Source organism: Chryseobacterium sp. FH1 (genome assembly GCF_000735135.1).
GTDB lineage: Bacteria > Bacteroidota > Bacteroidia > Flavobacteriales > Weeksellaceae > Epilithonimonas.
The window spans coordinates 30,206-53,495 of record NZ_JPLZ01000008.1; the positions used below are offsets into that span (position 1 = coordinate 30,206).

The window sequence follows — 23,290 nt, forward strand, 5'->3', positions numbered from 1 at the left end:
ATATCTTGTTATCTGCTGTGCTTGTAACTTACGAAATTATCAATGGTTTTAAATAAAATCCATTTTTCATTTTCATTTAATTTGTAAATATATGTTGCTCCAGCTCCACATAAAAAACCACAATTATATCCTATTTCGATAATTGCAATATTTTTTTCTTTGTTGAAAATTGGCATATTAACATAACATATGCATCCATATTTTTCTAAAGTTTTACTCCAAAACTGTTCTCTGGATATATCATTATTTATTGTTGTGTCCAATTTAAGAATTTGCCTATTTTTTAGTTCATTCTTCCAAATAAATTTGTTTGCACTTAAGTATTGGTTTCGCATAAATTCCAAATCATTTTCATTGAATTCATTTTTAAATTTTTCAATAAAAATACTATCTCCATTAATCGCAATAAAAGTTTTTCTATCAATTACATTTTTGCAAAATTCTGAAGTTTCATTTTGCGAAAGGATTTCATTAACAAAATCATAAACTATTTTTTCTGAAACTTCATTTTCAATTTTAGACTGGTTTTGATGATTTAGATTTTCTGATTTTTTATTGCACGAAATTAGTAATAATAGAAAAATTACTAAATTTAAAGTATGTAGTTTAAGATTGATACGCATTTTTTGGAAGCAGTGCAGACAACGTTTCGGGGCTTGCCGAAGTGGGGGAAACCAGGGCACTTCAGCCCAACCTTTTTGCACTAAAGATAAATTGAAAAACTGAACTTGAGCCTTTATTCTTCAGCCCCCATTTTGGCAAACCCTTGTTGGCTGTAGTGCTTTGCCAATCGTTAGTTGTCATTTTTAAACTTGTCTTTTAGTTCATTGATTTGTGTAAATGTCAATTCAGTAAGTTCGATGGTAAAGTCGTCTGTCCAACTGCTTGTTTTAGATTGACTTTGAAGTGTTAGCAAAAAATCTCTTCCATCTAACATTATTCTCTTTAAGTTTTTCTCAATAATCCACGAACCAAAATCTTTGTCAGAATAGTTATCTACCAATAATTTTTGTTCTGCAAGAAAATACTTGAATGTATCATATGTGAATTTATTGAGAGGATTGCCAAGTTGTTTTTCTATATCAAACGCATACGATATGCACGTTTCAATAGCTCTGCATAAATCGTGGTCTGTCGTTCCTGATTTCCTTCCGAATTTGTCTGTAAGCTCAACTGTATAAACATTATTTGAAACCTCGTCAAAACGCAAAGTCCACTTGTCTACTAACTCAGCATTATTCCTAATCATTTTTAGCAAATTTTCTTTCTCCTGTGATGTCGAATGTTTTTAAATGCTCGCCATTATGATTATAGATTGAACACTCAAACTGGGGTTTACTTTTTATGAAGTTTAATATAAAACTTTCTGCATTATCAAAATTTTCGAAAAACTGATAAACTTCTTCTTCATTATCACCTTTATGGAATAATGTCAAGTCTTTTTTAGAAACGTGTCCTGTCGCATATTCAGCAATTAATATAGAACATTTATTTTCTTCTAAAAGTGGAGCTTTCATTTATTCGTTGTTTATCGGTTGCTGTCTGTTTTAGCATTACTGCCAACTATCAAATATACGAAAGTTTTAAATCTGATTTTAAAAAACTCACTTCTTAAGAAAAAATTGCCAACAAAAAAAAACCTTTCATAGCTTAAAACTATGAAAGGGGCAATCTTCAATTTTATTGATTCAAACTCTACAGTTGCTCTATCTTATCTGTCAAAGAATTGATAAAATTCTGAAGTGGTTTTTCCACCATCATTTTGATAAAAGGATTAAATTTCCCTTCGAATAACAATTGAACTTCGGTTTGATTTTCGTTCAGAGGATTTATATTTCCAGTCAAAGCAAAATCGAGACTTGAGCTTGCAGATTTTAGAACGACTTCTTTATCAGACACGTTATCGATCTTCAAGGCGATTTCTGGCATTCCTTTCAATCCGAATTTGAAACCATCTTCTCTAGCTTCGAAACTCTGCAGTCCTTCTGGCATCAAATCCTTGTAGTCCTCGGGATTTTTCAGCATTCCTGCCAATTCTGATGAAGATTTATTTACTATAATTTTTCGTCCTTCTAAATTCATTTTTTATATTTTTGTATTAATATCAAAAGTCTTACAAATGTATAAAGTTTTTATCAATGAAAAAAAAATAGTTTTGAGCCAAGAGCCTCAAGACAGCCCTAAAACATTGAATTACGATGGGACGCATAGCTTTGAGTTTGCAGTAGATCTGCTTACAAATACGGCATCGCAAGGCTTGAATATTTATCATCATAACATTGACGAACTTTGGGCGGATTTCAAAGGTTTCTTCAGAAATATTGAGGCGGCTGGTGGTATTGTTTTGAATCCTGAGAGCAAAATCTTGTTCATTCACCGTTTGGGGAAATGGGATCTTCCAAAAGGAAAAATTGAAAAAGGCGAATCCAAAGAGCTGGCTGCAGTGAGAGAAGTGGAAGAAGAATGTGGGATTTTCGATTTGGAACTGAAAGATTTCATCAACTCAACTTATCATATCTACACGGAAAGAAATGGTGACAAAGTTTTGAAAACAACTTATTGGTTTGAGATGTTTTACAACGGAACAGGAACACCTAAACCACAAGTAGAAGAAGGAATCACTGAGGTGGGATGGAAAAATGAAAAAGAAATAGAAAGCGATATAGTGTCTTCAACCTTCCAAAACATCAAGCTAATTCTTAATGATTTTAAAAGTAAAAATCCTCAATCGTAATTGAGGATTTTATGTTTTTTATAGAAACTCGATGACCTTTTCCAAAGCAATTCCTCGGGAAGCTTTGAGTAGAATATTATCTTCTTTGATTGGCATCAGTTGCAATCTCTCAATCAATTCTGACGTATTTAGAAACGCATTCACCGATGGATAAACCGATTTGAAATGCGGACCGACGGTGATGATCTCGTCAAAATTACAAGACTGTGCAAAATCGATGATGGTCTGATGTTCCTGCAAACTTTCCTCGCCTAATTCCAACATATCACCAATAATGATTGTTTTGCTCCCTTCGAAGGTTTTGAAATTCTCAAGAGAAACCAACATACTGCTTGGATTGGCGTTGTAAGTATCGAGAACCAATGTTTTCTCTCCTTTTATCTGAATCTGTGAACGCATATTGGAAGGTACATAATTTTCAATCGCGTTTTTTACATCCTCAATTTTTAAATTAAAATGCAATCCCAAAGCAACTGCCGCAGAGATGTTATCATAGTTGTACTTGCCCGTGAGATTGGAAAACATTTCTGTTTCTTTATATTTGATTCCAACAAAATTATCCTTGAAGATTGGTTCAAATTGATAATCAGAATTGGAGTTTCCGAATGTAATTTTTGAAGAATAATCATCAGTTTTATCTTTCTGAATGGCGTCATTTTCATTAACCAAAATCATTTGATTGTTATTAATCAAATAATCATACAACTCCGATTTTCCTTTAATTACACCTTCGTAACCGCCAAAACCTTCGAGGTGTGCTTTTCCAAAATTGGTAATGTAACCGATGTTTGGTTTTGCAATTTCACACAGCATTTCGATTTCCTTCTGATGATTGGCGCCCATTTCGATAACAGCCATTTCGTGCTCTTTTCTGATGGAAAGCAAAGTGAGTGGAACACCAATATGATTATTAAGATTCCCAAAAGTGAATTGTGTCTTGAACTTGCTGGATAAAACGGTACTCATTAATTCCTTGGTCGTGGTTTTCCCATTGCTCCCAGTAAGTCCGATGATTGGAATATCAAGTTGATCTCGGTGGACTATTGATAAATGCTGTAAGAATATCAAAGTTGAAGGAACATAGAAAATATGATTCTCAGGATTTGAATAATTCTCATCTTCCACAATCACTGCCAAAGCGCCTTTTTCGATGGCTTCTTTAGCCTTATCTGCGGCGTTGTAATTGTCTCCTGAGAAAGCAAAGAAAATACTTCCTTCTTCTATTTTTCGACTATCTATCACAACGTTTTTGCTTTTGAGATAGATTGCATAAAATTCGCTGATATTCATAATTCAAAAATAATCAAATGGGTTGATTTTAAACAAAAAAAACAGCAGAAAATTCTGCTGTTTTATATAATTACCGTACTTGGGATCAATTATCTTTTTGTTCGAGCTGTTTTGCTGTTCTTAGCATCCTGCGCTACGCGGAAACCAATCCATCCAAAACCTTTAGTCTGGTTTTTGAATCTTCTTTGTCCCGGATCCAACCAATAAGCTGAGTCTAACCAAGAGCCTCCTTTTACAACTCTACTGTAATCATTGATTTGTGAAGTTGCTTTTTTCTTGTCTTTTTGTAGAACTACGTTTCCATCTTTATTAACAACGAAAGTTGGCTTGATAGAATTATACATATTGAATTCTGTACTATCGCTAGGCGCGTTTCCACCTGCATCAAGTGATGATTGATAATCACCATCTCTGTAGTTTCTGTTATCTTCAATTACTTTTTTCTCAAATTCACCAGGCAATCCTCTGTAAACCAAACGACCATCTGCTAGTGTATCATATTTGATACTTTCATTATCAATTTTTTTGTAAGTTCCATCTGAATTCCTAACAGATTGCGTTACGACGTTACCTCTAAAATAGTTGAAATCACTGAATTCCTCATCAATCATCGGTCTGTAGATATCTGCTACCCATTCTGCAACGTTACCATACATTCCGTAGATTCCTAGATCGTTGGAAGGATACTGTTTAACGTCAGCTGTTGTAGGTGAACCATCATTTTTCCAACCAGCAACACCGGAGTAGTCTCCTCTTCCCATCTTGAAGTTCTCAAGATACATGCCTCTATTTCTTCCTTTGGTACCTTTTATTTTGTTCAATTGGGTACTTTTGCCTAGATAGTTGTTGTAATCACGTTCTTTTTGAAGACCTAGCGCTGCAAATTCCCATTCAACCTCTGTCGGAAGTCTGAATTTTTCTACGATTCCAGAAGTAGCATTTCTATTAGCCGCTGCGATTTTCTCATTAGCAGTCTTGATTCCACTTCTTTTCTGAAGTTTTTCCTTATCAACATAAGCATCAAGTTCTGCATCACTGGATTTGAACTTGTCCATATTGAAAGTAGATCCAGCGGTAGCACCCTTGTCAGCAGAATAGATATCTTTAGAAATTACACCTTGTTTCATAAGCGCTCTTTCGTTTGCTCTCTCTGTCAACCAGTCACAATATTTTGTTGCCTGCAACCAAGATACACCTACTACTGGATAGTAATCGTACTCTGGAGATCTGAAGTAAGTTTCCGCGTAATCATTACGAGAAAGCTTGTTGTTCCAAACCAAAGTATCTGGTAAAGCACCTGTATAGATATGTTTGAAACCTGGATCCGAAGAAGGGAAAACAAACTTAAGCCAAGTGGTATATTCTCTATATTCTGAGTTGGTAATCTCTGTGTCACCAATAAAGAATGAGCTTACCTGCATTCTTCTAGGTGTGTTGTTCCAGTCATGCATCACGTTGTCCTCTACCAATCCCATGGTAAAAGTTCCGCCTTCTACATACACCATTCCTGGCCATCCTTTTTGTTTTTGTTGCTTTCCGGAAAAGAACCACCCGTCTTTCTCGTTGGGTTTCCAGCCAGTCTTGCTCACAAAACCTTTAGTTCCGCCACCTTTCTTCGAGTTTCCTCCACCACCACAACTTACAAGTAGCATTGTTGCACCTAAAGTAATTATCGAAAACAGCCTGATTTTTTTCATAATTTATATAGAAATTTCAAAGTACAAAGAAAAAGTAAATTCTTTAATTAATCAAATAATGTTTGTCTTTTTTTGATAAAACGCAATTAATTTAATTTTATTATATACCATTTTTTTAAAAAAATCGTTTATTTTGTATTCTCAATTAAAATTCCCTTGATGAAATTTAAATTTTATATTTTCGCTCTTTGCGTTTTCTCTGTATTTGGCTATTCTCAAAAGATCAATCTTGCCTGGGATGGTTATAAGGAAATGGACTATGGAACTCAAAAAGTGACCTATCCTTTTTTCACCAATCACAATTATCAAGTAGAAGGCAATACAATCTTGGCCAGCCTGAATATCAAGACCAATAATCAGATTACCTTAGATCAATTTGTTTGGGAAACTCTTCCTGCGAAAGACATTCAAGATCTGAAAATCAATTCCCTTCCCAGCAAACCGCAAACCAGTGTTTATTATTTCTTTAATGAAGCTGAAAAAGCAGAAAGTGCCAACATCACTGTCGAAACTTTAAAAGTGGAGAACAATAAAATCTATAAATTAGTTTCATTTAACATTAATCAAACCAGTGAAAAAAGTTCTACTCAATTTAAAGGTTCTAATAAATATGGTAGCTCTGAAAACCCATTAAAATCTGGCACATTCTACAAGATAAAAGTAGACAAATCTGGTATCTTCAAAATTACTAAACAATTTTTGCAACAAAATGGTATCAACGTAGCCAATATCAACCCAAAAAATTTCAGAATTTATGGTAACGGCGGATTGATGTTGCCAGAGCACAACCAGGATGGCCGATATGATGCTTTACAGGAAGACGCAATCCAAGTGATAGGTGAGGAAGACGGGGTTTGGAACGATAATGATTATGCACTTTTTTACGCACAAGGTCCCAATGGCTACAATCTTTATGATCTTGGAAACGGAAATGGTCATAAAAGAACCGACAACAGGGATAATGATGATGCTATGAACAATGTGGTCAACCTTTATGAGGATTTTTCATTTTACTTTATCAACTTTGATATTGGACCGGGAAAAAGAGTTCAAACCGTGGACCGGAATTTACCATCGGCTTTGATCAACCGATACGATGATTATCAAGTTATAAATGAAGAAAAATTTAACCTAGAAAAACTGGGAAGAATCTGGACTGGAGATGTTATTTCTGGCACAAGAGAAATCACCTTCACAACAAGAAGCCCAATGCGAGCAGATGACGCTGTAAAATTCAGAACGCGGGTCATTGCACACGATGCACAATCCGCAAAAGTGACAATGGACGTCAATGGCTCTAGAAACGAATCAACTTTAGCCTCTAATTCGGAAGGTTACGTTCGATTGACCCATCAAGGAACATTATTCAACCAAACCAGCAATACTTTAAAATTCAACTACATAAGCACCATCAGTGCTAATCCTAATGCGACTTTTTACTTTGATTATGCCGAAGCGCAATACAAAGAAGATTTGAGTTTCAACAATACGCAGATGAACTTCCGTGACTTTGAGATAGTAGAAGGAAGCAATGACTTGTACGGTTTTTCTATTGCCAACGCCACTGGTATTGATCAAGTTTGGGATGTCTCTGATGTGACTACGCCGAAAAGGATGACAAATAAAAATAGCCAAAACTCAGTTTTCAATTTTGGATATTTGGCCGATAGTGGATTTTTCAATAATGAGTTTACAGCTTTCAGAAATGACTCTGGTTTTTCTCCCCTTTTCGTAGGCAAAATCGACAATCAAGACCTTTCTGCACTTAGAAGTGTTGATTACCTAATTATTACACAACCCTCGTTTATCAGTCAGGCACAAAGACTAGCAAGCTATCATCAATCTAAAAATGGCTATAATGTACAGGTTGTAGATGTGAACAAGATCTATAACGAGTTCAGCAGTGGAAGTAAAGATATTACAGCGATAAGAGATTTCGTAACCAAATTGAACACACCAGCTGGTTCCTTAAAATATGTATTGTTGTTGGGAGATACCTCTTATGACTTCAAAAACAGAATACCGAACAATTCAGATATCATTCCTAGTTACCAAAGTGCGGCTAGTGCAGACTTGGAGAACTCATATGTGACTGATGATTACTTTGTAATGACTAAGCCTCAATCAGAAAAGTTCTTGTATCAAATACTTCCTGATCTTCCGATTGGAAGATTGCCAGCCGCAAACATACAGGAAGCTAAAACAATGATAGACAAAACATTGTCTTACTACAATGCTCTCCCAGGACAATCTTCGCCTTTCGGAGAATGGAGAATGAAACTGAATTTTGTAGCAGATGATGATTTTGAAGGAAGCGGACCGAAAAGAGCTGATGGCACAGACATACCTGGCCCTTTCCATTTCCTTGTAGATTACGCCATTAAGAGTAATTTTGAAACAAATACAGACAAACCAGAATATAACATTAGAAAATTATATTTAGACGCATTCCCAGCAGTTACAAGTGCAGGTGGGCAGAGATTCCCTCAGATCAACCAAGCGATTACAAATGATGTAGGAAACAGCTTGTACCTATTCTATTTTGGACATGGAGGTATCAATGGTTGGGCTCAAGAAAGAGTTTTAACGTCTACTGAAGTTCAAGGTTTTAATAATTTCACTTCTGTATATAGCAGATTTCCTGTTGTTTCCACCATTACTTGTGAGTTTACACTATGGGACGAGCCATCCACATTTTCTGTCGGGGAACAAGTGATAAAACATCCTACAGGAGGAGCTGCGACCATGATTACTTCAAGTCGCAAAATATCAGTAGATTACGGTAGAAAATTCACGACTCTTTTAACAGACCATATCTTCAAACTTTATGGTGATGAATTTATATCATTGGGAGATGCCCATCTTCTTGCAAGGAAACAATATTACTATTATCCTACAATCGGATATGGACAATCTTCACAGCCTTTGCGAGTTAACTTCCTAGGAGATCCCGCAATGAAGCTTAGCAGACCAAAACGATTACTGAAAATAGATGAAGTAGAAACGCCAGTTCCTGGAAAAATCAGAGCTTTGGATTTTGTAAAAATTAAAGGTCATGTAAATAAAGCAGATGGAACTTTAGACAACACTTTTAATGGACGCGTGGTTATTAATATTTTTGACAAGAAAATTAAAAAGACAACTTTAAATAATGACAATCATCCTGCACTAAATAATAAATTGACTTTTGACGAAGAACCAAGTGCCATTGTAAAAGCTTCTGGAACTGTTATTAATGGAAATTACACCGTTGAGTTTTACGTTCCTAAAGACATCAATTATGAAGTTGGAAACGGAAGAATCCTTGCTTACGCTGATAACTTCAGCAGAACAAGTCCAAATCCAGATGCATACGACGTTTTCACAAACCAAGTGCAATCTGTTGGTGATATCAACCCAGACGGAATCAACGATTCTGAACCACCAGCTGTAAATCTCTATATGAACAACACCAACTTCGCAAACGGTGGCATCACAGATCAAAATCCAGTATTATTAGCCTGCGTAAGAGATAATATGGGAATCAACTCCACAGGTGCCGGCATTGGACACGACATCACCTTTGTTTTGGACGGCGATGTGATCAATACCACAGCAATCAATGATTATTATTCTTCTGGAGACGGCAATGGTTGTACAAGCGATTTGCAGGATTACCAAAAAGGATCTGTGACTTTCCCTCTCCGAAGTCTTTCACCAGGTGAGCATCAATTGGTTTTTAAAGTTTGGGACATCAACAATAATTCTACCAGCTCTACGTTAAACTTTGTAGTAAAAGACGAATCCGAGAAAAAACTGACAGTCAACAGACTGCTGAACTGGCCAAATCCTTTTACCAACAAGACTTACGTTCAGTTTGAGCACAATTGTGATGATGCCTTGGATGTGAATGTTCAAATCTACACCATCACTGGAAAAATAGTGAGAACATTGACGACAAGCGTATCAGCAGAACCTTTCCTACAAGGCTTTAGAACACCAAGACAAGCCATAGAATGGGACGGAAAAGATGATTTTGGTGACACTGTTGCAAAAGGTACTTATATTTTTAAGATATTTGCACGCAGCCAAAATCAGGAGAAATGTTCCGGAAGCGCTACAGCTGTTGAAAAAATGGTATTATTAAAATAATAAAAACATCAATATATCGGTAAATTTTACCTTAAAAGAACAAAAATGAATTTAACAAAAAGATTATTTCTTGGATTAGGATTAGGTGTGAGTGCCTTTGCTTTTTCTCAAAGTGGTGTTCAGCCCGTACTTACTGGTGCGCCATTTCTAAGAATCTCTCCAGATGCAAGAGCAGGTGGTATGGGAGACCAGGGTGTTGTAACCTCTACAGATGTATTTTCTCAATTCTGGAATGCGGCAAAATATCCGTTTGCTAAGACTTCATCTGGAGTCGGCGTAAGTTACACACCATACATGAGTAAGTTGACGAGTGATGTATTCTTACTTTACGGATCATTCTACACTTTCATAGGCGATGAGGAGCGTTCTACTTTGAGTGCGAGTTTGTACTACTTCAATATGGGAGAAGTGAACTTGACAGAGCTAGATGCTGGTAACAACATCCGTGACAACGGTACTGTAAAACCAAATGAATTCTCAATTGATTTGGCGTATGGTCTAAAGCTGACAGACAACTACTCTATGGCAGTGACTGGAAAATTTATCCGTTCAGATTTCGGAAGTTTCAACTCAGACAGCAGTTTCAAACCTGCCAACACTTTTGCAGTAGATGTTTCAGGTTACTATATGTCTCCAAAACATGAGAGCATCAGTGGCTACGAAGGTCGTGTAAAAGGAGGTTGGGCCATTCAGAATTTGGGTCCAAAGTTAGATTACACAGGTGACGAGGAATCCAGATCTTACCTTCCTACAATGGCAAGATTAGGTCTTGGATATGATTTGCTGATCGATGATATGAACCGTTTCAGCTTAAGTGGTGAAGCTTCGAAAATATTGGTTCCTGGTCCAGACGAAGTAACTGGTGAAGTTCCAAACGTAGGTCCAATTGCCGGAATCGGAAAATCTTTCAACAACAAGAAAAGCATTATGTTCAGTGGTGCAGCAGAGTATTCTTACGATGAGACTTTTGCTTTGAGAGCTGGATATTTTGCAGAAGCGCCAGAACAAGGAGCAAGACAATATGCCACTGTGGGTGTTGGTTTCAAATATGCATCTTTCGGATTGGATCTTTCTTACCTGATCAACACTTCAAAAATCAACACAGCGTTGGACAACACGCTTAGATTTGGTTTGACTTGGAACATCGGTAGCGAGACTTACAACGCACAAGATTATTAATCCATAATCTCTTTAAATAAATTTTGCCAGAGCATTTCGCTTTGGCATTTTTTTTTGATTGAATTTAAAATTAACTTTACGTTTAATACCATCCTCATTATCTTTTTAAAACAATACTTTCTGTAAATTTGTAATATGAACTACAGTTCCGAACTCAAAAAATTCCTCACCAGCCAATACATCTATTCCGGAGCAAGAATCGCTCTGGCGATCGTGATTCCAAGTATCATCTTGGCACAGTTTGGTTTGCTGAAGGAGTTTTTTCTGTTTCCACTCGGAACCAGTTTTGTAGGATTGACAGATCAGCCGGGACCATTTACAAGAAGAAGAAACACACTGCTACTATCAGTTTTCAGTTTCTTCCTCATTGCACTTCTCGCCAGCTTGCTCAAGGGATTTCCGATTGCCGTTTACATTCAGATCATCGCGTTTGGATTTTTCTTTTCGATGATTGGGGTTTATGGAATTAGATTGGCGACTTTCGGTTCTATTGCGCTTGTCGTGCTCAGTATCTTTATTGATGGACATCTCACGGGCGAAGATATTTTCAAAAGTTCTTTTATATTTTTCCTTGGCTGTCTGTGGTTTTTTGTGATTTTCTTAATCGTCACGAGACTGCAACCTTACAAATTGGCCAGTCAAATTGTAGGCGAGAATTACCTCGAATTAGCAGATTACTTAAGGATCAAAGCAAAATATTACACCAAAAATCCCGACTTTAATGGACTTTTGAATCAATTGATCTCTCAACAGATCAAAATCAAAAACCACCAAGAAGACACAAGAGAAATTGTTTTCAAAACCAGACAGATCGTCAACGAATCTACGACGCAAAGTAGAATCTTGATGTTGATGTTTCTCAATTCCATTGACCTCTACGACAAACTTTTGACGTCCGAAAATGATTACAAAAAGATGAATCACGCTTTCGGCGACACGACTTTGCTCCACAACATTCACGACTATTTGCTGGCGATGGCAGATGAATTGACGAATCTCGGAATTTCGCTTCAAAGCGGCTTGACGTTCAGGCAAGTCACCAATTTTGATGAAGAACTGAAGAAGATCTACGATGAATTCTTCGAACACAGATCAAAGAAGTTTTCTTCCGAAACCTTGGAAGATTTTATAATGATGCGCCAGATCTTGATGCGAATCACAGAAATCACAGACGAAGTCAACACGATTCTGAAAGTTCATTCACAAGACAAAAAACTCGCAAAAAGTTTATCTTCCGGGTTGGATTATTCCAAATTTCTACCAAAAGAAGAAAAACTGAATCTCAAAGTTTTAGTTTCCAATTTATCGCTTGACTCTGGACATTTTCGTCACGCGATCAGAGTTACAATTGCATTGTTGATCGGTTACATTGTTTCTCAATTTCAGATTCTTGGCATTGGACATTCGTACTGGATTCTCATTACCATTATCGCCATTTTGAAACCCGCTTATGCGACAACCAAACACCGAAATCTCCTCCGACTTTTCGGAACCATTGCTGGCGGTGTGATTGCTTATATAATCTTGTATTTTGTAAAAGAACCTGGTGCAATTCTATTCATTCTTTTATTAAGTATGATCCTGTGTTTCAGTTTGTTGAAATCAAAATATTTTTGGGCAGTTTTTTTTATGACGATTTACATCTTCCTTTCTTTCAATTTCTTAAGACCTGGAAATGTCAATCTGATTTTCAAAGATCGAATTTTGGACACTTTGATTGGTGGCTCCGTGACTTTCTTGGTGGCATATTTCATTTTGCCAGTTTGGGAACACACACAGAATTTGGCTTTGATGAAAAAATCTTCCAAAAGTAATCTGGATTATTTCCGATTGGTAATGGATCAATTTCTGAAAACAGAAGTCGTGGATCAGGATTTCCGATTGAAAAGAAAAAATGCGATCATCGATTTGGCAAATCTTTCCGACAACTTCCAAAGGATGATTTCCGATCCGAAAAATCAACAGAGAAAATTGGAAACAGTTCATCAATTCGTAACCACAACGCATTTGATAACAGCCTACACAGCTTCATTATCTCAATATTCAAAATCCGGACACGACTTTCCCGAAATCGATCTTCAGAATTGGAAAATCAAGATTTCGGCAGAATTGTTACGAACCTCTTCCCTACTTTATCAAAAAGATCTGGACGAACAAATCAGATTTGAAAGCCACATCAAACCAGAAGATCAAGTTGCCAATTTGTTAGAAAAAAGAAAAGCCGAATTGGAAAGCCAAGTGATTTCTAATGACCGAAATCCTTTTGCAATCAGCCATTTGACGGAAATCAAAAACATTCACGAACTTTTAGAATTAATCTATGATGTCGCCAAAGACCAGCGAAAAATCATCGAGGAATATTTGATCTATCAATCTACAACGGCAAAACAGTAATGATCAAAAAAGAAGATCTGAGCTTTGAAGAAATCTTCATTTTCCAGATCATACACTCGGCTTTTGACCGTAAACTGCTCTTGTAGTTCGAAAGGTAAAACGTCGTAATGTTTTTTCAATGACCAATGTTTGCTGTGATGGATTTTATATAATGCTTCTTTCACGCACCAAATCGCGGTAAGGAAATCCATTTCTTTAGAATTATCAATATAAAGATCTTCGTGCAGAACGAACTTGTGACGGATATTTTTGATCTTTTCCTTTCTTTTCTCAAGGTCGATTCCCACTTTTTTGGTGGAAATTGCTAACGCTGCCAACGGATAAGAATGGCTGATCGAAATGTGAAAATCCTGTGGAAATAGATAAGGTTCGCCGTTTTCTCTGTAAAGAATCTTGTGATCCGGAAGTAAGACTTTCAGCATTTTGCGTACCATCAACACCTCAGCAATTTTGTTGGGATGATAGCCCAGAATCTTATCTTGATTTTCTGGTTCCAACAAAAAATCAACATCCAGTTCTTCATCCTTGTCAAATTCCCAGATCAGGATTTTTGCAACATCATCGGAAAGATCTTTGTAAAGTGGCATCAGCAATTTTTTGATGTGATAAAAGTAGTAAAAAGATATTGAAGTCAAAATCTCAAAAATTGGAGACCTCAACTTAAAAATTCCTTAAATTTTCAGATTTAAGATTTGGTTAACATTTAAGCAAGTAAATTTGCATCATCGAATGAAAAAAAGTATCATATATCTATTGATGGGAATTTTTCTGCTATTCTTGGCAGAAAAGAATCAATCTATTGATTTCCAGCAAGATGTAACGACTCAAAATATCTCTTTTAACTTTCTTTCATTTGCGAAAAAACACCACCTCAATCATTCCTTAGAAAAAGCTTCTTTCCAGCAGATCAGTGATTCGCTTGACTCTCCGGAAGAAATGGATCTCAGTTTTTCCAATTCCTTGGATGCGATTGCAGTGCTTGCTGTTTTTGGTTTGGGTTACTTATTCCACGCCTTTTTCAAACGTACAAAACAGAAATTCCACGAGCCAGAAACCATTATCTACTCTGTCAAAAGGTTTATTATGCTCCGTTCTATCCGTATTTAAAATTCACTTGTTCAAAAACATTCTTACCCTTATTCCAAAGCGGTAACATTCCTCGTTGTTTTTGAAATTTCACCGATTCAAATATTTCATTTGAGATTAATGATTCTTTGTGAGCATTAATCCAATCCTTAATTAAAAAAATAAAAATTATGATCAAAAGAGTCACGTTTTCTGTTGCTCTCAGCACTTTGCTGATTATCTTTAGCTGTAAAGACAAAAAAGAAGAGAAAGAAGAAACCGCCGTTTATCCAGTAACATCGGCAGTAAAAATAGATACAGTTGTCACGAAAGATTACGTCGCACAGATTCAATCTTTGAAAAACATAGAAATCCGAGCTCAGGAAAAAGGTTTCCTAGAAAAGATCTTCGTGGATGAAGGTCAGTTCGTACAAGCTGGACAAACGCTTTTCAGAATTATGCCACAAATCTATCAGGCAGAATTCATGAAAGCCCAAGCCGAAGTGGAACAGGCGAAAATAGAGTTGCAAAATTCAAGCACTTTGGCAAGCAATAACATCGTTTCGAAAAATGAAAGAGCTATGTCCAAAGCAAAATTGGACGCGGCAAACGCCGAAGCAAAACTGGCACAAATCCATCTCAACTTCACAACGATCAAAGCGCCGTTCTCTGGTTATATCAACAGAATTCCGCTAAAATTAGGAAGCCTGATTGCGGAAGGTGATTTATTGACAAGCTTGTCAGACAACACTGGAATCTATGCTTACTTCAATGTTTCTGAGCCGGAATACATTAATTATCAAACACATGCTGCAGAAAGAGAAAACAACCAGGTTTCCCTACTGATGGCGAACGGCGAACTGCTTCCGGTCAAAGGAACAATCGCCAATATCGAGGGTGAATTTGATAACGAGACAGGAAATATCGCTTTCCGAGCCAAATTCCCAAATCCAAATCAATTACTCAGAAATGGTGAAACGGGAAAAGTGCAAATGACAGTTCCTCTGAAAAATGCTTTGATTATTCCTCAAAAAGCAACTTATGAAATCCAAGATCAAGTCTATGTTTTCTTGGTTGACAAGAATGGAAAAGTAAGTTCGAAAAATATCAAAGTCGCCTACTCGCTTCCCGATACTTATGTCGTTTCTGAAGGCTTGACTGAAAATGACAAATTCCTACTGGAAGGCGTCCAAAAAGTGAAGGATGATCAAAATGTGAAGACGAAATTCCAAGATCCGAAGAAAGTCTTATCATCATTAAGATTACAAGCCAACTAAGATATAAATGATAAATGATGATCGATAAATGATTTCGATAGAGAAACCTCTATTATCTATTCGTCTATCATCTATTATCTAAAAGAATATTAGAATTATGTTTAAAAAATTCATTCGCAGACCAGTTCTGTCGATCGTGATCTCACTGATCATCGTATTTTTAGGGATTTTATCTTTGGTAAAATTGCCTGTTACTCAGTTTCCGTCAATCTCGCCACCAAAGGTAAATATCACTGCGGAATATCCCGGCGCCAATAACGAGTTGCTGATTAAATCGGTTGTAATTCCTTTGGAACGCGGATTAAATGGCGTTCCGGGAATGAAATATATGACGTCTGATGCAGGCAATGATGGGGAATGTTCTATCCAGATCGTATTCGATTTGGGAACAGACCCGAATGTCGCAGCGGTAAATGTTCAAAACCGTGTGTCGTCGGTCGTAAATAAATTGCCTCCTTTAGTTGTCCGTGAAGGTGTGAAAATCACCCGTGAAGAACCTAATATGCTAATGTATGTCAATCTTTACAGTGATGATCCCAAAGCTGACCAAAAGTTTCTTTTCAATTATGCTGACATCAATGTAATGTCGGAATTGAGAAGGGTGAGCGGTGTTGGCTTTGCAGATATCTTGGGAACCCGAGAATATGCAATGCGAATTTGGCTGAAACCTGATCGAATGACGGCTTACAGCATTTCTGCAGACGAAGTGATGGAGGCACTCAGCGCACAAAGTTTGGAAGCTTCTCCCGGAAAAACAGGCGAAAGTTCCGGTAAACGTTCTCAATCCATAGAATATATTCTGAAATATCCAGGACGATTCAACAACGAAAAAGATTACGGCAATATCATTCTGAAAGCCAAACCGAATGGCGAATTTGTAAGGCTGAAAGACGTGGCAGATGTGGAATTCGGAAGTTCTATGTACGACATCTACTCTACGCTGAATGGCAAACCTTCCGCCGCAATCACATTAAAACAATCATATGGCTCCAACGCGAGCGATGTCATCAAAAATGTAAAATCATTGATGGCCGATCTGGAAAAAACCACGTTCCCAAAAGGAATGCATTACGAGATCAGTTATGACGTTTCCAGATTCTTGGATGCATCGATAGAAAAAGTGATTCACACGTTGTTTGAAGCATTTATCTTGGTTGCGATTGTCGTGTTCCTTTTCTTGGGCGATTGGCGTTCAACCTTGATTCCAACGATTGCAGTTCCAGTTTCATTAATAGGAACATTTGCGATAATGTCGGCGTTTGGAATTACATTAAATTTAATTTCACTCTTCGCTTTGGTAATGGCCATAGGAATCGTCGTAGATGATGCAATCGTGGTGATAGAAGCCGTCCACGCAAAAATGGAAGAAAAGCATCTCTCGCCACTCAAGGCAACGGAAGAAGCGATGCACGAGATCAGCGGAGCAATCATTGCAATAACTTTGGTGATGGCTTCCGTTTTCATTCCGGTGGCATTTATGTCTGGTCCAGTCGGCGTTTTCTATCGTCAGTTTTCGATTACAATGGTTTCATCCATCATTCTATCGGGCGTTGTTGCGTTGACTTTGACGCCGGCTCTATGTGCATTAATCCTAAAAAACAACCACGGAAAAGAGAAAAAGAAAACACCGATCACAAGATTTTTGGATGGTTTTAATAATCTCTTTACAATCGGAGCAGGCAAATACCACAACTTGTTGACGAAAGTCGTTACTCGAAAAATGGTGACTTTGCCCTTGCTTGTCCTTTTCTGCATCGGTACTTTTTTGTTGAGTAATAGAATGCCTTCCGGTTTCATCCCGAGTGAAGATCAAGGAATGATTTATGCAATCATCCAAACACCTCCAGGATCGACGCTTGAAAGAACCAATCAAATTGCTTTACAACTTCAAAAAGCTTCTGAAGATATCGATGGCGTTTCGTCTGTTTCTTCTTTGGCTGGTTATGAAATTCTGACCGAAGGAACCGGATCCAACTCCGGAACTTGTTTGATTAATCTTAAGAATTGGGATGAAAGAAAAGAATCCTCCACCGAGATCATCGAACAACTGGAACAAAAGGCAAAAGAAATTCCTGGTGCCAATATCGAGTTCTTCCAACCACCATCAATTCCTGGTTATGGTGCTGCAGGAGGTTTTGAATTAAGACTTTTGGATAAAGCCGGAAGTGGCGACTATCACAAAATGGAAACTGTGAGTAATGACTTTGTACGAGAATTGAAAAAACGCCCTGAATTGGGATCGGCTTTCTCTTTCTACTCCGCAAGTTTTCCTCAATATATGTTGAAAATCGACAATGATCTGGCGGAGCAAAAAGGCGTCAGCATTGAAAAAGCAATGGACAATCTCTCCACTTTGATTGGTTCAAACTACGAAACCAGTTTTATCCGATTCGACAGGCCTTACAAAGTAATCGTTCAGGCTAGCCCGCAATACAGAGCTTTGCCAAGCGACTTGCTCAAGCTTTATGTCAAAAATGACAAAGACCAAATGGTGCCGTACTCGGATTTTATGCATCTTGAAAAAGTGTATGGTTTGTCCGAAATTACGAGACACAATATGTACAACTCCTCCGAAGTCAGCGGAACGCCGGCGCCAGGTTACAGTTCTGGAGATGCCATCAAAGCAATCCAAGAAGTGGCGGACAAAACTTTGCCAAGAGGTTTCGGAATCGATTGGGCGGGGATTTCCAAAGACGAAGTTTCCAGAGGGAATGAAGCCATTTACATTTTTCTCGTTTGTCTCGGATTTGTTTATCTGATTCTCTCCGCGCAATACGAAAGTTTTATTTTGCCTTTGCCTATTATTTTGTCTTTGCCTACGGGGATTTTCGGAGCGTTTTTATGTTTGAGTCTTTTCGGATTGGAGAATAATATCTACGCTCAGGTTGCAATGGTAATGCTCATCGGATTACTTGGAAAAAATGCTGTTTTGATAGTCGAATTTGCCGTCCAGAAAAAAGCAGAAGAAGGTTTATCAACCAAAGAAGCCGCATTGCAAGGTGCATCTTTGAGATTCCGACCGATTTTGATGACCTCATTCGCATTCATTGCTGGATTGATTCCATTGGCTTTGGCAACAGGACCTGGAGCCGTTGGAAATAGAACAATCGGAACGGCTGCTGCAGGCGGCATGTTGATCGGAACTATTTTCGGATTGATGATCATCCCAGGATTGTACTACATTTTTGCCAACATTGCCGCCAAGTCCAAACTGACTTACTACGAAGAAGAAAATCCTTTAACAGAACAAACTGAACCTTACCAACACGATGGAAAATTTGAAGATTAATAAAAACATCATAGCAACGGCATTCATTTCATTAATATTAATTGGATGTAAAGCACCAATGGCAACTAAAATTGCCGATAAGGTAAAAGAAACGATTCCTCAGAATTTTGATAACCAAACCGGTTCTGAAAACAATTCCGGAATCACGCCTTGGAAAGAGTTTTTCACAGATCCGAATCTCGTAAATCTGATTGATGAAGCTTTGAAAAATAATCAGGAATTGCTCATCACGCTTCAACAAATCGAGATTGCGAAAAGCGACGTGATGTACAAAAACGGAAAACTAAGTCCGACGGTTGCCGCAAAATTGGGCGCAGGCGTTAACAAAGCGGGAAGATATACTTCTGAAGGCGCTGGTGACGCAACGACCGAAATAGAACCGGGAAGAGAAATGCCAGATCCGCTTGGAAACTTCGAAGGTGGATTGGTGGCGAATTGGGAAATCGATATTTGGCACAAACTGAGAACTGAAAAGAAAGCAGCTGTTGCACATTATCTTTCGACTGTTGAAGGAAAGAATTTCGTATTGTCAAGTTTGATTGCAGAAGTGGCTGATAATTATTACGAATTATTGTCGCTTGATAATCAACTTGATATCATCCATCAATATATGGATTTGCAGAAAAAAGCGCTCGACATTGCGAAAATCCAGAAACAGGCGATGGCAACCACGGAATTAGCGGTTAAGAAATTCGAGGCAGAGTTGGCAAAATCCAGCGCCACGGAATATGATTTGAAACAACAAATCACCGAAAAGGAAAATCAAATCAATGCTTTACTGGGTCGTTATCCGCAGGCGATCGTAAGAACCAAGGAAAGTTTTATGTCTATCGTTCCGCAAACAATTTATACGGGAATTCCGTCTCAGTTGCTGGCCAATCGACCTGACATCAAGCAAGCAGAACTGGAATTGGAATCGGCAAAACTTGATGTGGAAGCGGCGAGAAAAGAATTCTATCCAAGTTTGGAAATCAATGCGACGCTTGGTTTGGAAGCTTTCAATCCTTCGTATTTGGTCAAGTTGCCGGAATCGATTGCCCTCAATCTGGTTGGAGAATTGGCTGGACCATTAATTAATAAAAGCGCCATCAAAGCGCAGTTCAAAACGGCTGATGCGAGACAAATCCAAGCTTTGTATGAATATGATAAAACGATTTTGGGCGCTTACATCGATGTTTCGAATCTAATGTCGAAAATCAAAAACCTCGATAAATATTATGAATTGAAAGCTCAGGAATCAAAAGCTTTGGACGATGGAATTGGAATCGCCAATCAACTCTTTCGCAATTCCCGAGCAGATTATTTGGAAGTTTTGATGAATCAGCGTGATGCGTTGGACGCCAAAATGGAACTCATCGAAGCTAAAGAAAGACAGCTGAGCACAGTTGTGAATATTTACAAAAGTCTTGGTGGCGGTTGGAAATAAAGTGCTGATGGTAATTAGCTAATTGCAATTAGCTTTTTTGATCCTGACTTTGAACTCAATTATTATTGAAATGCTCCTGGAATTTATTTCGGGAGCATTTTGTTTAATTGTTCACCAAGGTGGTTTTATAATAGACATATTGTATTAAAATTATATAACTTTACATCTGCAACCCCATCAGATTGAAAACATTTCTATTTTTTTTCATTTTATTCATAATAACTGTCAAGGCTCAAAATACAAAAGACACTGAGTCATTATTTACTGAATCCAAAAATCTACTTTACAAAAAACCGAAGGAATCTGCACTCATTTCCCAATTCCTCTTAAAAAACACGTCTAATGATAATGACAAAATGAGAGCACTTCTCCTTCTTATTAAAAGTGATCTGTTAATAGCCAATTATGACGCAGCAGCAGAAAAATTGCTTCAGGTTTCTGAACTTTCAAAAAAAACTGGCCATTCTGAAAATAATATCCAAATCAATTTTCTTACAAGAATACTTTGTGATAAGTTGGGAATCGAATCTGATCAACTTTATTTGATCCTTAATAAAAACGAGATGATCCAAAATGATTATGAAAAAGCTCTAAAATCATACACAAAATCAAATTGGAAACAAACTATAAAGTTCTTAAAACGATCTGAGAAGGACGAAAAGTTTGATGCACAGCAACTGACTAACTTTTATTATTCGCTCGCCTACTCTAATCTTGGAAAGAATGATTCTGCAGAATATTATACTGATAAAATTAGAAACTTTGAGCCGTATTATTTTTATGCAATAGCTAAAAATCAGTTCGCAAAGAGAAATTTTGATAAGTCAATTCAAGCACTTGATCATTTGAAACCAATAGAAAGTAATATTCAGAATGTTTGGTTGAAGGCAGAAATATATCAATTGTACGCGGAGAACGATAATTATTTAAAAGATTGGAATAGTTATCAAATGCATTATCAACTTCAAAACTCTTTGCAGGATTCCATCTCCAATGCTAGGGAAAATGCAAGAATTTCTTTTTTGGCCAAGATCGATCAGAAACAAGACGAGATCTTGGAATCGAAATATGATTATAGCAAAAGAATCATTTATCTGATTTTAATTTTCATTTTTACTGTACTCATTTTTTCATATTTTTTGAATCGAAAACTTAGACAAAAGGAAACCAATATCGAAAAAGCATTAATGGAATCCGAGGAAAGACAAAGATTCATTAATGAAAACAAGCTTCCCGAAAGTTCAGGAAAAATTGTAATTCCAGATAAAACGATTCAATTTCTTTTGGAAAAACTAGAATTGTTTGAACGGAATGAAGAATATATCAATCCTTCTACCTCGCTAAATCAGCTTGCAGAAAACTTGAATACCAATACAAAATATCTGTCAGAGATTATCAATACGCATAAAAATAAAAACTTCCATAGCTATATTAATGAACTTAGAATCAATTACGTCATCAACAAATTAAACAATAATCCAATTTATCTGAAATACAAAGTCAGTCATTTGGCAGAGGAAGCAGGCTTTTCTTCGCACAGTTTATTTTCCACTGTTTTCAAGCAAGTTACCGGATTGTCTCCGGCCTCGTTTATCAAATCAAATATAAAAAAGGAATCAGATGGGGATAATTAGGTTTTTTATTATATTGATTTTTACGGTTTCAGCACAAATTCTTTTTGCTCAAAACAATAGGGAAATAGACAGCCTGATAGGCATTGCCAATACTTTTATGTTCAAAAATCCACAGAAAACCATTCAGATTGGAGAAGAACTTTTAAAGAAAAAAGATATTTCGGATTCTTATAAGATCTCTTCAAACATTTTAATAGCCAATGGTTACGCTGCTATGAATGATTATAAAAAATCCATCGATTTTGCTTTGAAGGCTAATGAATTATCAGAAAAAACAAAGGACAACGCGAATCAGATCAGAACTTTGGGACTTATCGGAAATCAATATACAAGAAGTGAAATGCGGGAAGAAGCCTGGAAATATCTAGACAAAGCAGACAAACTGACCCAGACCATTTATCTTCCGGATTCTATGAAGTATTTGATTGGAAATATTAATCTTCTGAAAGGTTTTCTCTACAAACGAAGTCTGGACTGTGGTTATGCTATCAAACACTTTGATAAAGCGATTGTAGCTTTTAAAAAAGACAAGAAAGGTTTTGCGGTTGCAAATCTGGGACAGGCTTACAATCAAAAAGGTTATTGCTACTTGTCTATAAACAAGGATTCTGCAGAAGTCAGTTTCAAAAATGGACTTGCAGATGCACGAAAAAATGGCGCAAAATCTCTGGAATGCAATGCATTAGTCGGACTTTCTGAAATTGAAACCGACAAATCGAATTATAAGACAGCCAACGACACTTTATTTCACGCTTTGAAGCTTGCAAAAGAAGTGAAGCAGACCGAAATGGAAACCCGGATTTATAAACTTTTGTCTGACAACCTCTTGGCAATCGGAGATTTTGAAAATCATCTGCATTACAAAAAACTGTACGAATTGACTCAGTCGAAATTTGATTTGGAAAACATCAAATCGGTTAATGAACTCATCAAAAAACGTAATGAATACAAACAGAAAATTTTTGAGGCTAAACAAGATCAATTCAATACTTTCATATTTATACTTTCAGGTATTTTAATTATAATAATTGGTCTGTTTGGATATTTCTTTGTGAAAAAATCAAGAATAACAGATAAAACCACTCAAAATAAATAATCCTTAACGCAAATTTATTTTATTTTAAACAACTAATAATCAATTAATTAAAAATTTAAAACTTTCATATTCTTGAAA

The 23,290-nt window shown here is 36.9% G+C and carries 17 protein-coding genes; 10 read left to right on the forward strand and 7 right to left on the reverse strand.

The window, feature by feature from the left end; genetic code table 11:
* Nucleotides 1-8: 8 nt before the first annotated feature.
* The 4 genes from IO90_RS17410 to IO90_RS17425 all read right to left on the reverse strand — a co-directional run bounded on the left by IO90_RS17410 (nucleotide 9) and on the right by IO90_RS17425 (nucleotide 2,082).
* Nucleotides 9-623 carry a hypothetical protein gene (locus tag IO90_RS17410; RefSeq protein ID WP_131450913.1) on the reverse strand — a complete coding sequence of 205 codons (615 nt, stop codon included), beginning with the start codon at nucleotides 621-623 and terminating at the stop codon, nucleotides 9-11.
* A gap of 170 nt (nucleotides 624-793) precedes the next feature.
* Nucleotides 794-1,249, reverse strand: coding sequence for a hypothetical protein (locus tag IO90_RS17415; protein ID WP_034970450.1), 456 nt, complete (start codon nucleotides 1,247-1,249; stop codon nucleotides 794-796).
* The gene (locus IO90_RS17420) at nucleotides 1,242-1,517 is read right to left on the reverse strand and encodes a hypothetical protein (RefSeq protein WP_034970454.1); all 276 of its coding nucleotides are present in this window, start codon (nucleotides 1,515-1,517) and stop codon (nucleotides 1,242-1,244) included. Before IO90_RS17420 ends, IO90_RS17415 begins: the two co-directional genes overlap by 8 nt.
* A gap of 178 nt (nucleotides 1,518-1,695) precedes the next feature.
* Nucleotides 1,696-2,082: an SRPBCC domain-containing protein gene (locus IO90_RS17425; RefSeq protein WP_034970456.1), complete on the reverse strand. Its 387-nt coding sequence runs from the start codon at nucleotides 2,080-2,082 to the stop codon at nucleotides 1,696-1,698.
* A 37-nt stretch (nucleotides 2,083-2,119) separates the two neighbouring features.
* Between IO90_RS17425 and IO90_RS17430 the strand changes: the two genes are divergently transcribed.
* Nucleotides 2,120-2,734, forward strand: coding sequence for an NUDIX hydrolase (locus tag IO90_RS17430; protein ID WP_034970460.1), 615 nt, complete (start codon nucleotides 2,120-2,122; stop codon nucleotides 2,732-2,734).
* A gap of 18 nt (nucleotides 2,735-2,752) precedes the next feature.
* Here the strand turns inward: IO90_RS17430 and IO90_RS17435 are convergent, their stop codons facing one another.
* Together IO90_RS17435 and gldJ are read right to left on the reverse strand one after the other, a co-directional pair.
* Complete coding sequence (locus IO90_RS17435) at nucleotides 2,753-4,024, reverse strand: UDP-N-acetylmuramoyl-tripeptide--D-alanyl-D-alanine ligase (RefSeq protein WP_034970462.1); 1,272 nt, start codon at nucleotides 4,022-4,024, stop codon at nucleotides 2,753-2,755.
* 89 nt (nucleotides 4,025-4,113) lie between these two features.
* Nucleotides 4,114-5,721: a gliding motility lipoprotein GldJ gene (gene gldJ / locus IO90_RS17440; RefSeq protein WP_034970466.1), complete on the reverse strand. Its 1,608-nt coding sequence runs from the start codon at nucleotides 5,719-5,721 to the stop codon at nucleotides 4,114-4,116.
* A gap of 159 nt (nucleotides 5,722-5,880) precedes the next feature.
* Here gldJ and porU point away from each other — a divergent pair, with 159 nt between their 5' ends.
* The 3 genes from porU to IO90_RS17455 all read left to right on the forward strand — a co-directional run bounded on the left by porU (nucleotide 5,881) and on the right by IO90_RS17455 (nucleotide 13,425).
* Entirely contained in the window at nucleotides 5,881-9,852 is a 3,972-nt protein-coding gene (gene porU / locus IO90_RS17445; protein ID WP_034970469.1) for a type IX secretion system sortase PorU, read from the forward strand.
* 45 nt (nucleotides 9,853-9,897) lie between these two features.
* A complete protein-coding gene (gene porV / locus IO90_RS17450) occupies nucleotides 9,898-11,031 on the forward strand; it encodes a type IX secretion system outer membrane channel protein PorV (RefSeq protein WP_034970473.1) in 1,134 nt (377 codons plus the stop codon).
* Between the two features lie 135 nt (nucleotides 11,032-11,166).
* The gene (locus IO90_RS17455) at nucleotides 11,167-13,425 is read left to right on the forward strand and encodes an FUSC family protein (RefSeq protein WP_034970477.1); all 2,259 of its coding nucleotides are present in this window, start codon (nucleotides 11,167-11,169) and stop codon (nucleotides 13,423-13,425) included.
* Here IO90_RS17455 and IO90_RS17460 read toward each other — a convergent pair.
* A complete protein-coding gene (locus tag IO90_RS17460) occupies nucleotides 13,401-14,012 on the reverse strand; it encodes a 4'-phosphopantetheinyl transferase family protein (RefSeq protein WP_034970594.1) in 612 nt (203 codons plus the stop codon). The two genes, IO90_RS17455 and IO90_RS17460, sit on opposite strands and share 25 nt — an antisense overlap.
* A gap of 142 nt (nucleotides 14,013-14,154) precedes the next feature.
* On the opposite strand from IO90_RS17460, the gene IO90_RS17465 reads away from it, so the two are divergent.
* The 6 genes from IO90_RS17465 (at nucleotide 14,155) to IO90_RS17490 (ending at nucleotide 23,212) form a co-directional block, all read left to right on the forward strand.
* The gene (locus tag IO90_RS17465) at nucleotides 14,155-14,532 is read left to right on the forward strand and encodes a hypothetical protein (RefSeq protein WP_131450914.1); all 378 of its coding nucleotides are present in this window, start codon (nucleotides 14,155-14,157) and stop codon (nucleotides 14,530-14,532) included.
* Nucleotides 14,533-14,681: 149 nt separating this feature from the next.
* Nucleotides 14,682-15,767 carry an efflux RND transporter periplasmic adaptor subunit gene (locus IO90_RS17470; protein WP_185094392.1) on the forward strand — a complete coding sequence of 362 codons (1,086 nt, stop codon included), beginning with the start codon at nucleotides 14,682-14,684 and terminating at the stop codon, nucleotides 15,765-15,767.
* A gap of 97 nt (nucleotides 15,768-15,864) precedes the next feature.
* The gene (locus IO90_RS17475; protein WP_034970484.1) at nucleotides 15,865-19,056 is read left to right on the forward strand and encodes an efflux RND transporter permease subunit; all 3,192 of its coding nucleotides are present in this window, start codon (nucleotides 15,865-15,867) and stop codon (nucleotides 19,054-19,056) included.
* The gene (locus IO90_RS17480; RefSeq protein WP_034970486.1) at nucleotides 19,037-20,482 is read left to right on the forward strand and encodes a TolC family protein; all 1,446 of its coding nucleotides are present in this window, start codon (nucleotides 19,037-19,039) and stop codon (nucleotides 20,480-20,482) included. The genes IO90_RS17475 and IO90_RS17480 overlap by 20 nt, the downstream gene beginning before the upstream one ends.
* A gap of 356 nt (nucleotides 20,483-20,838) precedes the next feature.
* The gene (locus tag IO90_RS17485) at nucleotides 20,839-22,116 is read left to right on the forward strand and encodes a helix-turn-helix domain-containing protein (protein ID WP_131450915.1); all 1,278 of its coding nucleotides are present in this window, start codon (nucleotides 20,839-20,841) and stop codon (nucleotides 22,114-22,116) included.
* A 97-nt stretch (nucleotides 22,117-22,213) separates the two neighbouring features.
* On the forward strand, nucleotides 22,214-23,212 hold the full coding sequence (locus IO90_RS17490) for a hypothetical protein (protein WP_165570288.1): 999 nt from the start codon (nucleotides 22,214-22,216) through the stop codon (nucleotides 23,210-23,212).
* Nucleotides 23,213-23,290 lie beyond the last annotated feature (78 nt).